General features: G+C 74.5%; 14 protein-coding genes. 7 read left to right on the top strand and 7 right to left on the bottom strand.

The window, feature by feature from the left end:
• Positions 1–179: 179 nt before the first annotated feature.
• Complete coding sequence (locus tag IF73_RS0108720) at positions 180–728, bottom strand: DUF1707 and FHA domain-containing protein (protein ID WP_031005257.1); 549 nt, start codon at positions 726–728, stop codon at positions 180–182.
• A gap of 151 nt (positions 729–879) precedes the next feature.
• Between IF73_RS0108720 and IF73_RS0108725 the strand changes: the two genes are divergently transcribed.
• Positions 880–1,848, top strand: coding sequence for a GNAT family N-acetyltransferase (locus IF73_RS0108725; RefSeq protein WP_031005259.1), 969 nt, complete (start codon positions 880–882; stop codon positions 1,846–1,848).
• Between the two features lie 68 nt (positions 1,849–1,916).
• Complete coding sequence (treZ, locus tag IF73_RS0108730) at positions 1,917–3,668, top strand: malto-oligosyltrehalose trehalohydrolase (RefSeq protein ID WP_031005261.1); 1,752 nt, start codon at positions 1,917–1,919, stop codon at positions 3,666–3,668.
• Positions 3,669–3,675: 7 nt separating this feature from the next.
• Here treZ and IF73_RS0108735 read toward each other — a convergent pair whose 3' ends face one another.
• The 5 genes from IF73_RS0108735 to IF73_RS0108755 all read right to left on the bottom strand — a co-directional run bounded on the left by IF73_RS0108735 (position 3,676) and on the right by IF73_RS0108755 (position 8,277).
• A complete protein-coding gene (locus tag IF73_RS0108735) occupies positions 3,676–4,806 on the bottom strand; it encodes an aminopeptidase P family protein (RefSeq protein ID WP_031005263.1) in 1,131 nt (376 codons plus the stop codon).
• Between the two features lie 85 nt (positions 4,807–4,891).
• Positions 4,892–5,851 (bottom strand): hypothetical protein, encoded by a 960-nt coding sequence (locus IF73_RS0108740; RefSeq protein ID WP_031005265.1) that lies wholly within the window; start codon positions 5,849–5,851, stop codon positions 4,892–4,894.
• A gap of 79 nt (positions 5,852–5,930) precedes the next feature.
• Positions 5,931–6,467 carry a tetratricopeptide repeat protein gene (locus tag IF73_RS0108745; RefSeq protein ID WP_031005267.1) on the bottom strand — a complete coding sequence of 179 codons (537 nt, stop codon included), beginning with the start codon at positions 6,465–6,467 and terminating at the stop codon, positions 5,931–5,933.
• A 20-nt stretch (positions 6,468–6,487) separates the two neighbouring features.
• Positions 6,488–7,576 (bottom strand): hypothetical protein, encoded by a 1,089-nt coding sequence (locus tag IF73_RS0108750; protein WP_031005269.1) that lies wholly within the window; start codon positions 7,574–7,576, stop codon positions 6,488–6,490.
• A 74-nt stretch (positions 7,577–7,650) separates the two neighbouring features.
• Positions 7,651–8,277 carry a nucleoside/nucleotide kinase family protein gene (locus tag IF73_RS0108755; protein WP_031005271.1) on the bottom strand — a complete coding sequence of 209 codons (627 nt, stop codon included), beginning with the start codon at positions 8,275–8,277 and terminating at the stop codon, positions 7,651–7,653.
• 187 nt (positions 8,278–8,464) lie between these two features.
• On the opposite strand from IF73_RS0108755, the gene IF73_RS0108760 reads away from it, so the two are divergent.
• The 3 genes from IF73_RS0108760 to IF73_RS0108780 all read left to right on the top strand — a co-directional run bounded on the left by IF73_RS0108760 (position 8,465) and on the right by IF73_RS0108780 (position 11,869).
• A complete protein-coding gene (locus tag IF73_RS0108760; protein ID WP_031005273.1) occupies positions 8,465–8,887 on the top strand; it encodes a VOC family protein in 423 nt (140 codons plus the stop codon).
• Positions 8,888–9,413: 526 nt separating this feature from the next.
• Complete coding sequence (gene fusA, locus IF73_RS0108775; protein ID WP_031005275.1) at positions 9,414–11,432, top strand: elongation factor G; 2,019 nt, start codon at positions 9,414–9,416, stop codon at positions 11,430–11,432.
• An 80-nt stretch (positions 11,433–11,512) separates the two neighbouring features.
• Positions 11,513–11,869, top strand: a complete 357-nt coding sequence (locus tag IF73_RS0108780) for a hypothetical protein (protein ID WP_031005277.1) — start codon at positions 11,513–11,515, stop codon at positions 11,867–11,869.
• On the opposite strand, the gene IF73_RS0108785 is transcribed toward IF73_RS0108780, so the two are convergent.
• Positions 11,856–12,299, bottom strand: coding sequence for an ATP-binding protein (locus tag IF73_RS0108785; protein WP_031005279.1), 444 nt, complete (start codon positions 12,297–12,299; stop codon positions 11,856–11,858). The genes IF73_RS0108780 and IF73_RS0108785 overlap by 14 nt on opposite strands.
• Before the next feature lie 148 nt (positions 12,300–12,447).
• Here IF73_RS0108785 and IF73_RS0108790 point away from each other — a divergent pair, with 148 nt between their 5' ends.
• Together IF73_RS0108790 and IF73_RS0108795 are read left to right on the top strand one after the other, a co-directional pair.
• The gene (locus tag IF73_RS0108790; protein ID WP_031005281.1) at positions 12,448–13,281 is read left to right on the top strand and encodes a helix-turn-helix domain-containing protein; all 834 of its coding nucleotides are present in this window, start codon (positions 12,448–12,450) and stop codon (positions 13,279–13,281) included.
• Positions 13,278–13,517, top strand: a complete 240-nt coding sequence (locus IF73_RS0108795) for a DUF397 domain-containing protein (protein ID WP_031005282.1) — start codon at positions 13,278–13,280, stop codon at positions 13,515–13,517. The genes IF73_RS0108790 and IF73_RS0108795 overlap by 4 nt, the downstream gene beginning before the upstream one ends.
• Positions 13,518–13,534: the final 17 nt, after the last annotated feature.

The following is a 13,534-nucleotide window of genomic DNA, read 5'->3' on the forward strand; positions in this document are numbered from 1 at the left end:
TGCGATCGGTGCGTACGGCTCGTCCGGCGGTGACGGACCGCGGCCGGAGTCGTGGCGCGCGTCCCCCCAGCCCATCACCCGCGCCCCCGCACCGCCCGTCACGTTCCGCCGAACGGGTGAGGGCGCACCCGCCCTGACCTGGCCGGTCGGCCGAGGCGCGTCCGTCGGCGGAGAGCGCGTCAGTCGACGGAGAGCCGGAAGCTCATCTCGCCGAAGCCGACGACGTCACCGGCCCGCACCACGACGGCACCGACGACCCGGCGGCCGTTGACGGTGGTGCCGTTGGTGGAGCCGAGGTCGCGCAGCACCCACAGCCCGCTCTGCATCGAGAGCTCGGCGTGCAGCCGGGACGCCGTCTCGTGGCTGAGCCGCAGCCCGTTCACCGGGTCGCGGCCGATCCGCAGCGGGTACGGCCCCGGCTGCGGCAGCAGCAGCTTCGGCAGCCGCTCGGCGTGCCAGGCGCGGCGGAGGCGGGCGGTGAAGCCCGAGACGGCCTCGACGGCGCCGATCACCCGCCGGCTCCAGCCGCTCTCGCCGCGCAGGTCGGCGGTGAGCACGGCGAGTTCGTCGGGGCGGCGGGCCTGGAGGGCCCGCTCCATCCGGAAGAGGAAGGTGTCGTGCGAGAGTCGGCCCTGTGCGGCGCCCTCCCGGAGCAGCACCAGCGCGCGGTCCCGCTCGGCGTCGGTCAGCCGGGGGGAGGGCGCCGGAGGCTCGTAAGGGGTCGTCACACCGTGATTGTCCGTGCGCCCGGGCCGGGCTGTCCAGAAGCGGCCCGTCCCGGGGGCGTACCGGCTCCGGCACAAATCCCCGCGCCACCGTCACAAGATCACTGTTACGGTCTGCGGGCTCGCTCACACAGACCCCTGGGGGAACCACCGCATGACCGACGGCCTCGTCGTCCGCCCGCTCGCCGGGCCCGAGGAACTGGACCTGTTCCTCGGCCTCACGTACACGCTCGACCACGAACTCGCCGACGACCTCGGCACCGGCCGCCGCCGCCCGGAGTGGCTCTGGGTGGCCCTCCGCGACGGCCGGCTGCTCGGCCGGATCGCCTGGTGGACCAAGAAGGACGGCGGCGAACCGCTCGCCCTCGACTTCTTCGACCTCGACCCGGAGCTGCCGGCCGAGGAGGCGGCGGAGGTGGGCCGGCGGCTGCTGCGCACCGCCATGGCCGCCGTCGTACCGGCCGGCACCGTGCCGCCGGAGTTCAACCGCTATCTGCCCGCCGACTGGCGGGAGGTCCCGGAGACCCGCGACCGGGTGGAGCTGCTGCTCTCCCTCCTCGCGGAGACGGGGGGCCGGCCGCTGGTCGAGCGGCTGCGCCTGGAGTGGCTGCCCGGCACCCCGGTGGCGGAGCGCACCGGCCGGCTCGTGTTCCGCCCGGTGCGGGACCGGGAGGACCTGCTGGCGCTGATGACCCCGGTGATGGAGGGGACGCTCGACGCGCACGGGCAGGCCGACCTGGGCGAGGGGCTGTCCCTCCGAGAGGCCGCCGAGCGCCACTACGACGAGGAGTTCCCGCACTACACCTCGCCGCGCGAGTGGTGGCAGGTGGCGGAACTGGCGGGCACGGGCGAGCCGGTCGGCTTCGTGATCCCCGCCCGCAACTCCTACAACCCGATCATCGCCTACATCGGGGTGCTGCCCGCCCACCGGGGCCACGGGTACATCGACGAGATCCTCGCCGAGGGCACCCGGATCCTCGCCGACGCGGGCGTGCCGCGCGTGCGGGCCGCGACCGACCTGGGGAACGTGCCGATGGCGGCGGCGTTCGCCCGCGCCGGATACGTGAACTTCCAGCGCCAGATCGACTACGTGTGGGACGCACCGGGCGCGTCGCGGTCCTGACTGCCAGGATGGGAGCGACGTAGCCGACCGCACCGACGACCGTACCGACGTCTGCGAGGAGATCCGCCGTGCTCTTCGAGGTCTGGGCACCGCACGCCCGCGACCGGGTGACCCTGGAGATCGACGGCAGCGGGCACCCGCTGGACCGGGACCCGCTGCGGGAGGGCTGGTGGACCGGCACCGTGCCGGCCGCCGACGGCGACCGGTACGGCTTCCGTATCGACGGCGGTCCCGTCCGACCCGATCCGCGCGGCCGCAGGCTGCCGGACGGGCCGGACGGGCTCAGCGCCGTCGTCGACCACGCGGCCTACGCCTGGCGCCACGAGCCGCCCCGGCTGCGGCTGCGCGGCGCGGTCCTGTACGAGCTGCACGTCGGCACCTTCACCCCGGAGGGCACCCTCGACGCCGCCGCGGCCCGGCTCGGGGAGCTCGCCGGGCTCGGCATCACCCATGTGGAGCTGATGCCGCTCTGCCCGTTCCCCGGGGTGCGCGGCTGGGGGTACGACGGGGTGGCGCCGTGGGCGGTGCACGAGCCGTACGGCGGGCCCGCGGCGCTGAAGCGGTTCACCGACACCGCGCACGGCCTGGGCATGGGCGTCGTCCTCGACGTGGTCCACAACCACCTGGGCCCGTCCGGCAACTACCTCCCGGTCTACGGGCCGTACTTCACCGAGACCCACCACACGCCGTGGGGCGCGGCGGTGAACCTGGACGCGCCGGGTTCGGACGAGGTGCGGGCGTACTTCCTGGGCAGCGCGCTCGCCTGGCTGCGGGACTACCGGATCGACGGGCTGCGGCTCGACGCGGTGCACGCGCTCGCCGACGACCGCGCCCTCACCTTCCTGGAGGAACTGTCGGCGGCGGTCGACGAGTTGGCGAAGGAGCAGGGCCGCCAGCACTTCCTGATCGCCGAGTCCGACCTCGCCGACCCGCGCACCACCACCCCGCGCGCGCTCGGCGGCCTCGGCCTGCACGCGCAGTGGAACGACGACTTCCACCACGCCCTGCACTGCGCGCTGACGGGTGAGTCGCAGGGCTACTACGCCGACTTCGCGCGCGCCCCGATGGCCGCGCTCGCCAAGACCCTCACCCGGGTGTTCTTCCACGACGGCACGTACTCCTCCTTCCGCGGCCGGCACCACGGCCGCCCGGTGGACCGGGAGCGCACCCCCGCCCACCGCTTCCTGGGCTATGCGCAGACCCACGACCAGATCGGCAACCGGGCGCTGGGGGACCGCCTTTCGGCCTCCCTCTCCCCCGGCCTGCTGGCCTGCGCGGCGACGCTGGTGCTCACCGGCCCGTCGGTGCCGATGCTGTTCATGGGCGAGGAGTGGGGCGCCCGCACCCCCTGGCAGTACTTCACCGACCACACCGATCCGGAGCTGGCGGAGGCCGTCCGTCGGGGCAGGCGACGGGAGTTCGCGGCGCACGGCTGGGACGAGTCCGAGGTGCCCGATCCGCAGGACCCGGCGACCCGGGACCGCTCGGTGCTCGACCGGACGGAGCGCGAGCGGGACCCGCACCGGCGGCTGCTCGCCTGGCACCGGGAGCTGATCGCGCTGCGCCGCACGCTGCCGGACCTGACCGACCCGGACCTGGGCGGGGTGAAGGTGGCCTTCGACGAGGAGGCCCGCTGGCTGGTCTTCCGGCGGGGTGACGTCCGGGTCGCGGTCAACCTGGGCAAGGAGCCGGCCGCGATCCCGCTGGGCTCCAACGGCCGGGACCGGGTCCTCGCCGCCTGGGAGCCGACCGAGGCGCCCGCCCGGGACGGGCTGCTGCGCCTCGGCGGCGAGTCGGCGGTGGTCCTCGCCGACGGGTAGCGGCCCGTCAGTCGACGAGGGCCATCTCGTGCGGGGTGTTGTTGAAGCGGTGGCCGGTGCCGTCCTCGGTCAGGGTGACGATGTCCTCGATGCGGACGCCGAAGCGGCCCGGCAGGTAGACGCCGGGTTCGATGGAGAAGCACATGCCGGGGACGACGGGCCGCTCCTCGCCCTCGATCATGTAGGGCGGTTCGTGGGTGGTGACGCCGATGCCGTGGCCGGTGCGGTGGATGAAGTACTCGCCGTACCCGGCGTCGGTGATGACCTTGCGGGCGGCACGGTCCACGTCCTGGCAGGCGATGCCGGACTTCACGGCCTCGAAGCCGGCCTGCTGGGCCTCGCGGACGAGGTCGTGGATCCGGCGCTCCTCGTCGGTGGGTTCGCCGACGTGGACGGTGCGGGTGGTGTCGGAGCCGTAGCCGTGCTTGAGGCCGCCGAAGTCGAGGACGACCATGTCGCCGCGTTCGATGACCCGCTCGCCGGCCTCGTGGTGCGGGTTGGCGCCGTTGGGTCCGGAGCCGACGACGGTGAAGTCGACCTGGGAGTGGCCGAACTCCAGGAGCAGCGCGGCGAGGTCGGCGGCGACCTCGGTCTCGCGGCGGCCCGCGAACCGGACCTTGAGGATCTCCCCGTACGCCCGGTCGGCGGCGGCCCCGGCGGCGGCGATCCGGGCCAGCTCGTGCGCGTCCTTCACGGCCCGCAGCATCGGCAGGGCCTCGGTGAGGGAGACGTACGAGGTGGACGGCAGGGCCTGCTGGAGGCCGAGGAGGTGCATGGCCCAGGCGTTGTCGCTGACGCCGAAGCGCCCCTCGACGTCGAGGAGCGGGGCGGTGACGGCGTACGGGTCCTTGCCGTCGGTCCAGTCGCGGAGGGTCAGCGCGGGCGCGCCGACGGCCTTCTCCGCGTCGGGGGCCTCCAGGGTGGGGACGACGAGGACGGGGTCCTGGCCGGGGGCGACGACGAGGACGGTGAGCCGTTCGGTGATCGCGGTCGGCTGGTAGCCGGTGAGGTAGACGAGGTCGGGGCCGGGGGCGACGAGCAGCCCGGCGAGTCCGGCGTCGGCGGCGGAGGCGGCCGCCCGGTCCATCCGGGCCCGGTAGTCGTCGGCGGTGAAGGGGGTGGGGGCGTCGGTCGGCATGGGGGCTCCTTCGCGGCGGCGGGCGGGCGGCGTCCTCCAGCATCCTGCCCGCCGGGCCCGGCCGCCGCGACCGGGCCGGGTGCCGTCAGCGCGGGCCCGGCCCCTGGGCGATCAGCCGTTCGAGCAGGTCCTGGAAGTCGTCGCCGACGACGATCCGCAGCTCGCCGCGCTCCTCGTCGTGCTCGCTGAGCTGGGTGAGGGTGCCGTCCCGCCACCAGAAGACGTAGGGGCTGATGGCGCCCGGCGTGTCCTCGTACTCGGAGGCGGCGAAGGAGGCCATCGCGCCGAGCGCGGGGATGATCGTGGTGTCCCGGATGGGGTGGAACGCGATCTGGTGCCGGAAGGGCACCGCGACGAGGGCGCCGTGTTCGCCGAGCGGCAGGCCGGTGACCCGCTGGGCCAGGGCGTCGAGGTCGAGGACCCGGCTGGCGGTGTAGAAGGAGTCGCCGACGACGACCTCGAAGGTCATGCCGTCGGCGTCGCGGACGGTCTCGTGCTCCTCGACGGGCAGTCCGCGCAGGTTCTTCAGGGCGCGGGCGCGCAGCTGGGCGGGGTCGCCGATCCGGTCGAGGGCGTCGTCGGTGAGCATCATGACGCTCTCCGGCAGGTCGAGCGCCAGCACCTCGTAGAGCCCGGGGGCGAGCGTCCGGGCGTAGCCGAAGGCGCCGGGGTCGATGCCCTCGGCGTTGACGACCCGGGGGTAGAGCTGGGCGCGGATCTGCTCGGGCGGCAGCGTGTCGAGGGCGGACGGGCCGTCCAGGGTCCGCACCACGAGGGTGACGTGCCGGCGGATCAGCTCGGGCCAGACGCGGGGGCCGCGCCGGTCCCGGTGGCAGACGGCGGCGAGGTTGCCGAGGCCGAAGCGGCGCTGCCTGTCGTCCTGGACGGAGGCCGCGTAGACGGTGACCTCCAGGCCGAGTTCGGCGAACGCCTCGCGGACGGTGGCCCGGAAGAGCGCGGCCTCGCGCTCGGAGAAGTAGGCGAACTCCGGATCCCTCGGCGCGTCCTCGCCGTCCCGCCTGGGTCTCCTGCGCAGCCACCCCACGTCAGCCCGCCTTCCGTCGCCGTTGCGTTCAGCGTAGCGAGTGGGCGCCCGCCTCCACCGGCCGCCCTGCGAAGTCGGCTCAGGAGCCGTCGGGGGCGGTGAGGAGGGCGCGGGCGTAGTGGGCGAGGGAGCGGTTGTAGCGGGGCAGCAGCGGGGCGAGGGCGCCGAGGGCGAGCGAGGCGGCCTCCCGGTCGCGGCCGGTGTCGGCGAGCGCGAGGGCGAGGAAGGCGTCGACGGCCGGGGCGAGCGCCCGCTCGTCGGCGTCGAGCCGTTCGGCGGGCAGGCCCCGCTCGACGGTGAGCAGGTCCACGCTCCGGTCGGGCCGCCCGAGGTTCCGCAGGCTGCTCGCCAGCTGGATGACGGCCCGGCGGCGGCGCAGCCCGGTGAGGCCGAGTCCGAGCGCGCGCTCGTAGAAGGTGACGGCCTCGACGGGCAGCCCGGTGGAGTCGTGGGCGGCGCCCTGCTCGAAGAGGGCGGCTGCGTCGTCCTCTCCCCGCTCGGCGGCGAGGTCCGCGATCCGGGCCCGGAAGTCCTCGGGCCCGTACGCGTCGATCTGCTCCCAGAGGGCGGCGACCCGCTCCTCCCATCCGGCGACGCCGGCGCGCTCGTCGTTCATGGCGTCACCCTACTCGGCGGTCAGTCGCCGCCTCCGCCGCCACCGCCGTCGCCGCCACCGCCGCCTCCGCCGTCGCTCCCGCCGTCACCGCCGCCGGAGTCGCCCGCGTCGCCGCCGTCGGAGCCCCAGCCGTCGCCGCCGCCGGGTTCGTTGTCGGCGCTGCTGGTGCCGAGGTTGCTGAACCAGGGACGCAGCCAGTCGGTGTCCGTGGCGGCGGGCTCGTAGCCCTCGCTCGGGCGCCACTGGGCGGGGAAGCGGGCGAGTCCTGTGGTGTCGCCGAGGCCGAAGGCGGCGGAGAAGGCGTGCGCCATGACCGCGTCCAGCGGGTCGGAGGTCTCCAGACCGACGGGTCCGAGCGGCAGCAGGAGCTCGTCGGGCCGGGCGGAGGAGCGGCGGCGCGGGGGCCGGGCGAGCAGGGCGACCTGCCGGCCGTCGCGGAACAGTCGCGAGCTGGTCGCGCTCTGCCGCCACAGCTCCCAGCGCTGACCGGGGAGTTCGGCCTGCACGAAGCTCCGGGACTTGCGGAGCTTGCGCCGCTCCAGGTGCAGCTCGGCCGGGGTGTCGCCGACGGTGAGCGTGAGGCCGCGGGAGGGGTGGGCCTCGTCGGGGTGGAAGCCGAAGGGCGCCCGGATCCGTACGACGGGGGCGTACGGGCCCCACACGTCGACCCGGACCAGGCGCCGGTCGACGGCGACGGTGACGTCCCCGGTGGGCCCGGGCGCGGTCCGCCGGGCCAGCCACAGCGGCACGCCCTCGGCGGCGGCCCGCCGCCCCAGCTCGGCGACCCGCTCGGGACCGCCGCTCAGCCGGACGGCGAGCTCTCCCAGCTGCCGCGCGAAGTCGGCGGCCCGGCGCACCTTGAGCGGGGTGCTGGTGCCGGAGACGCGCGTCAGCGGGACGACGCCGGCTCCTTCCTCCAGCCGTTCCAGGGGGCGCTCGGACCCGCCGCCGCCGAGCCACTGCCCGCGCCGGTACGCCTCGGCCATCGCGGCCAGGTTCAGCTCGCCGAGCGGCGTGGTCCGGCCGCCCCTGCGGATGCCCGTCTCGGTCAGTTCGACCGTCCTGGCCAGCGGGTTCCGCGACCGCTCGCCGTACAGAATCTCCGTCACCCGTTCCCCCTGTCGTCAGGTACATGGTGACGGACGACGATGACCGGCGGCTGGTTCCCCTGCCCGTGGGCCGGTCAGCCCAGGGGGACGACGAGGTCGGCGCGGTGGCGGCCCGCCGCGACCAGCCGGGCGTTGGCCTCGTCGGAGCGGGCCACCCACTCCTCCGCCTCGGGTGCGGCCTTGCCGAAGCGGACGTGTCGGGCGACGAGCCGGGGGACGCGGACGGCGTCGGGCAGGTCGAGGTACCAGACCTCGTCGAGGAGGGGCCGGACGGCGGCCCAGGAACCGTCCTCGTGGAGGAGGTAGTTGCCCTCGGTGACGACGAGCGGGATCCCGGGCGGGACGGCGATCGACCCGGCGACCGGCTCCTCCAGGGCGCGGTCGAAGGCGGGCGCGTAGACGACGGTGCCGGCCTCGGGGGTCCGCAGCCGGGCGAGCAGGGCCGCGTACCCGGCGGCGTCGAAGGTGTCGGGCGCGCCCTTGCGCCCGGCGCGTCCGAGCCGCGCCAGCTCGGCCCCGGCGAGGTGGAAGCCGTCCATCGGCACGAGCACGGCGAGCCCGTCGAGCCGCTCGACGAGCCGCCCGGCGAGCGTGGACTTCCCGGCCCCGGGCGGCCCGGCGAGCCCCAGCACACGCCGTCCCCCGCGCCGGGCGAGCCCGCGCGCCCGCTCGACGAGCCGGTCGAACCCCTCTGCGTCCATGGGTGGGATTCTCGCACCGCGCGCCCGCCGGGCACCCCTCGCGCGGACCCCCGTCCCGCCCTGTCCGGACCCGCCTCCGTCCCTCCCCCGACCCTCGTGCCGACCCTCGCCGGGTCGAGGGTCGGGGCGGCGGCGACGCGGGTCCGCGCGGGTGGGTTCCGTCCGGTTCGCCCATTACGTTGGGGTGATGCCGTCCATCGCACTCGTCACGCTCCTCGTCCGTGATTACGACGAGGCCATCGCCTTCTACACCGACGCCCTCGGCTTCGACCTCGTCGAGGACACCGACCGGGGCAACGGCACCCGCTGGGTCGTCGTCCGCCCGCGCGGTGCCGGCGGCCTCGGCGGGATCGGGAACGCGGGTCTGCTGCTGGCCCGTGCCCGGAACGACGACGAGGAGGCCGCCGTCGGCAACCAGTCGGGCGGCCGGGTCGCCTTCTTCCTGCACACCGACGACTTCGCCCGCGACCACGAGCGGATGACGGCCGCCGGGGTGAAGTTCCTGGAGGAGCCCCGGCACGAGCCGTACGGCTCCGTCGCCGTCTTCGAGGACCTGTACGGCAACCGCTGGGACCTCCTCCAGCCGGCGGACGCGCCCGCCGGCATGTGAGGGCGCCTCCCGGTACGGGGGAGCGCTACCGGGACATGAGGCCGGAGCCGCCCCTGCCGCCCTCGACGCGGACGACGGGGGCGTGGCGGTCCGCGTTCCCCTCCGGGCCGCCCCGCTGCACCACCGTCCATGGGTCCCCCGTCCTCGTGCGCGTGTCTCGCACGCGCGTCGGCGTGCGCCCGTGAAGCACACGCGCCCCTCCGGGACAGACGAGATACGGCCACCCGCGCCGACGCGGGAAAAACCGGTGTCGCGGGCCGCGCCCCGCTCCCTACACTCCCGTCACGGCGCACCGAACCGCCGCGCCGCCGCGAGCCGTTCGACCGAGCCGGGAGGAGCCGACCATGCGTCACCAGTACGCCGTCGCCGTCCTCCCCCGTGCCCGCCGGTACGACGTGATCCTCGCCTCTTCCGCCTGCCGGTGACGGCTGCGCGCCCGTCATCGCAGGCCCGCTGACGCCTTCCCGCGTCCGGGAATCGCGCTGCCCTGTCTTCGTCTCCACGCAGCAGCGAAAGGCACACCACCGTGCGCTCCCTTCCGAACCCCCAGGTCCGCAACCTCGGCATCCTCGCCCACGTCGACGCGGGCAAGACCACCGTCACCGAGCGGATCCTCTTCCTGACCGGCGCCGTCCACAAGCGGGGCGAGGTCCACGACGGCACCACCGTCACCGACTTCGACCCGCAGGAGCGGGAGCGGGGCATCACGATCTCCGCCGCCGCCGTCACCTGCTCCTGGGCCGGTCACGAGCTCACGCTCATCGACACGCCCGGCCACGTCGACTTCTCCGACGAGGTCGAGCGCGCGCTCCGCGTCCTCGACGGCGCCGTGGCCGTCTTCGACGCGGTCGCGGGCGTCGAGCCGCAGAGCGAGTCGGTGTGGCGGCAGGCCGACCGGTACGGGGTGCCCAGGATCGCGTTCGTCAACAAGATGGACCGGGCGGGCGCCGACCTGGACGCGGCCGTCGCCTCGATCCGGGCCCGCCTCGGCACCGTCCCGCTCCCCGTCCAGCTGCCCCTCGGCCGGGAGGACGACTTCCGGGGCGTCGTGGACCTGGTCCGGATGCGGGCGTACGGGTGGGAGGACGGCACTTTCGCCGAGACCGACGTCCCGGCAGCCCACCGGGACGAGGCCGTGCGCCGCCGACGCCTCCTGGAGGAGGCGGTGGCGGAGCTGCATCCGGACGCCCTGGACGAGTTCTGCGTCACCGGCTCGCTGGCGGAGGGGACGCTGGTCCGGGCGCTGCGGGAGTTGACCCTGCAGGGCGCGGCCGTGGTGGTGCTGTGCGGTGCGGCGTACCGCGACCGGGGGGTGGAACCGCTCCTCGACGCGGTCGTCGCCTATCTGCCCGCCCCCGCCGACCGGCCGCCGGTCGGCGGGGGCGAGCGGGCGGCCGACCCGGACGCGCCGCTCGTGGCGCTCGCGTTCAAGGTGAGCGCGGCGCCGACCGGCCGGATGACGTACGTCCGCGTCTACGCGGGCACGCTCCGCCAGGGCTCCACCGTGCTCGACACGGCCACCGGCCGGACCGAGCGGATCTCCCGCGTGCTGCGCGTGCAGGCCGACCGGACGGTCGACGTGCCCGGTGCGGCCGCCGGGGAGATCGTCGCCGTGGTCGGTCCGAAGACCGTCCGCGCCGGGGCCACCCTGTGCGCCCCGGAGGCGCCGGTCGTCCTCGAACCGCCGGTGCCCGCCGCCCCGGTGGTCTCGGTGGCCGTGGAGGCGCGCCGCTCCACCGACACCGGCCGGCTGGCGACGGCCCTCGCCCGGCTCGCCGAGGAGGACCCGTCGCTGGTGGTGCGGACCGACCCGGAGACGGGCCAGACCGTGCTGTCGGGCCTCGGCGAGCTGCACCTGGAGGTCGCGGTGGAGAAGCTGCGGCGCGAGCGCGGCCTGGAGGTCACGGCGGGCCGCCCGCAGGTCGCGTACCGCGAGACGGTGACGAAGGGCGTGACGGGCCTGCTGTACCGGCACGTCAAACAGGACGGCGGCGCGGGCCAGTTCGCCCACGTCGTCATCGACGTCCAGCCCCTGTCCGGAGCGGACGGAGCGGAGGGAGAGGAGGAGTTCGTGTTCACGTCGACGGTCACCGGCGGGCGGGTCCCGCAGGAGTACGTCCGCGCGGTCGAGGCCGGCTGCCGGGACGCGCTCGCCGACGGCCCGCTCGGCGGCCACCCGGTGACGGGCGTCCGCGTCACGCTGACGGACGGGGCGACGCACCCGAAGGACTCGTCGGAGCTCGCGTTCCGCGCCGCCGGCCGGTTCGCGCTCCGCGAGGCGCTCCGGTCGAGCGTCCTGGCGCTGCTCGAACCGGTCGCCGAGGTGACGGTGACCGTGCCCGGCGACTCCGTCGGCACGGTCCTCGGCGACCTCGCGGCCCGCCGGGGCCGGGTCACCGACTCCGAGGTCCGCGGCGGTACGTCGGTGGTGACGGCGACGGTCCCGCTGGCCGAACTCTTCGGCTACGCGACCCGCCTCCGCGGCCGCACCCAGGGCCGCGGCACCTTCACCACCCGCCCGGCCGGCTACGCCCCGGCGCCGTAGCTCCACCGCCGGGGGCACGCTCGCTCCTCGAACCGTCAGCGAGCGTGCCTCCGGCGCGAGTTGCGCACCGCCTGCCGCGGGTGAACCTGGTGGAGGAGGGACCGGAGCGGCTTCCCTCCGGGGGGCGTCACGATCCCTCCGACCGGAACGGAGCACCGCCATGGTTCTGGTTCGACCACCTCGCATCGCTGAACGAGACCCGCTGTCTCGACGGGAACACGGGCACCGGCACGGTCCAGCTCGCGAAGAACACCGACCTACCGTTCACCGGCACCCGCCGGCTGCGCTCGGTCCCGGGCGACCGGCTCGTCTTCACCTGCCTGGGCGTCTCCCACGGGCCGAGGACGCTCGACGGCCGGCCGGGGCCCGACTCCGTGCAACTCAGGCCGCACACCGACTTCCCGGGAACGAGGCGGGAGACCGTCACACCCTTCTGAGGTCCAGCTCGGCCCGCACCGTCTTCCCGACCGGTACGCGGTCGAGCACCTCCCACCGCGTGGCCAGCGCGCCGACGAGCACCAGCCCCCGCCCGCCCTCGTCGAGCGGCCCCGCCGCCGTCCGGGCCTCCGGCCGCCGCTCGCCCCGGGTGTCGGAGACGTCGATCCGCAGGTGCAGCCCGGGCGAGTACAGCAGCGCCAGCTCACAGTCCCGCCTCGGGACACGCCCGTGCAGGACCGCGTTGGCGGCGAGCTCGGCGACGATCAGCGCGGAGGTGTCGGACAGCTCGGCGCCGTACGGGACACCCCACTCGTGGAGCTGGTGGAGGGCCAGCCGGCGGGCCATGCGGGCGCCGCGTGGCGTGGAGCTGAAGCGTTGCGCGAACATACGTACGGTGACGGGTCGTCTGCGCGCCATGGGGATCGTCATGTGGCCAATTTCGCGGCGATCATGGCGAGTTACCAGCTACTCGACTCGTACGCTGCGGCCTGTACGGGTCACCTCGCTGGACTGTACCGGTGACAGTCCGTGAACCTGGATGGGTTCAACGCGAGCACGCTGTGCGGGAGGTGGCGGGGTGACGGACGACGTTCCCAAGGGAAGCGCACCGGAGACGTCAGAGAGCCTGAAGGCTTTCGGGGAAGTGGTCAAGGTCTTCCGCAAGCGGGCGGGCCTGACCCAGGAACAGTTCGCGCCGAAGGTGGGCTACTCGGTGCCGATGGTGGCGTCGATCGAGCAGGGCCGCCGACTGCCGTCGAAGGGGTTCGTGGAGAAGGCGGAGGAGGTGCTGGACGCGTTCGGGGTGATCCGGGCGGCGGCGAAGCATCTGACGCGCAGGGCGGGGTTGGCGAAGTGGTTCGAGGAGTGGGCGGAGCTGGAGCCGCTTGCGGTGACGCTGTACACCTTCGAGAGCAGGATGGTCCCGGAGCTGTTCCAAACGCCTGCGTACGCCCGCACGCTCTTCGAGAAGCAGATCCCGGCGATGAGCGACGACAAGATCGAGTCGAACCTGGTCACCCGTGTGGAGCGGGCGAGCATCCTCACGGAACGCCCGGAAACGATCTACAGCTTTGTCGTCGAGGAACACGCCCTGCGTCGCCAGGTGGCCAGCGCGGAGGTCATGCGGGAGCAGATCGACCACATCCTCGCCTTCGGCGAACGCCGCAATATCGACGTCCAGATCATGCCGCAGTCACGCGGGTACCACGCCGGCCTCGGCGGCCCCTTGTGCCTCTTGGAGACCGAGGACAACGCCTGGTACGCCTACTGCGAAGGGCAGGGAACCGGCCAGCTCAGCTCCGACCCCAAAGAGGTCAGCATGCTCCAGCAGCGGTATGCCAGGATGCGGGCACAGGCTCTGTCTGTCGAGGCATCCGTGGGCCTGTTGCGGGAGATCCGAGGAGCACTATGAGCACGACTGAACTGGCCTGGTTCAAGAGCAGCCACAGCACCGGGGACGGCGGCAACTGCCTGGAGGTCGCCCTCTCCTGGCACAAGTCCAGCTACAGCAGCGGCGACGGTGACAACTGTGTCGAGGTCGCCACCTGCCCCTCCACCGTCCACGTCCGCGACTCCAAGGTTCCGGACGGCCCGCAGTTCACCGTGGCGCCGGCCGCCTGGACGGAGTTCGTCGCCCAGCTCGCCTGAGGGGCGGCTGTGTCAGG

Source organism: Streptomyces sp. NRRL F-5727 (assembly GCF_000719555.1).
Lineage (GTDB): Bacteria > Actinomycetota > Actinomycetes > Streptomycetales > Streptomycetaceae > Streptomyces.

Excerpts from the sequence above, each read along its gene's own strand:
- IF73_RS0108760 (WP_031005273.1), top strand. The coding sequence starts at position 8,465 with ATGCCGTCCATCGCACTCGTCACGCTCCTCGTCCGTGATTACGACGAG.
- IF73_RS0108755 (WP_031005271.1), bottom strand. The coding sequence starts at position 8,277 with ATGGACGCAGAGGGGTTCGACCGGCTCGTCGAGCGGGCGCGCGGGCTC.
- IF73_RS0108735 (WP_031005263.1), bottom strand. The coding sequence starts at position 4,806 with ATGCCGACCGACGCCCCCACCCCCTTCACCGCCGACGACTACCGGGCC.
- IF73_RS0108785 (WP_031005279.1), bottom strand. The coding sequence starts at position 12,299 with ATGACGATCCCCATGGCGCGCAGACGACCCGTCACCGTACGTATGTTC.
- IF73_RS0108745 (WP_031005267.1), bottom strand. The coding sequence starts at position 6,467 with ATGAACGACGAGCGCGCCGGCGTCGCCGGATGGGAGGAGCGGGTCGCC.
- IF73_RS0108725 (WP_031005259.1), top strand. The coding sequence starts at position 880 with ATGACCGACGGCCTCGTCGTCCGCCCGCTCGCCGGGCCCGAGGAACTG.
- IF73_RS0108795 (WP_031005282.1), top strand. The coding sequence starts at position 13,278 with ATGAGCACGACTGAACTGGCCTGGTTCAAGAGCAGCCACAGCACCGGG.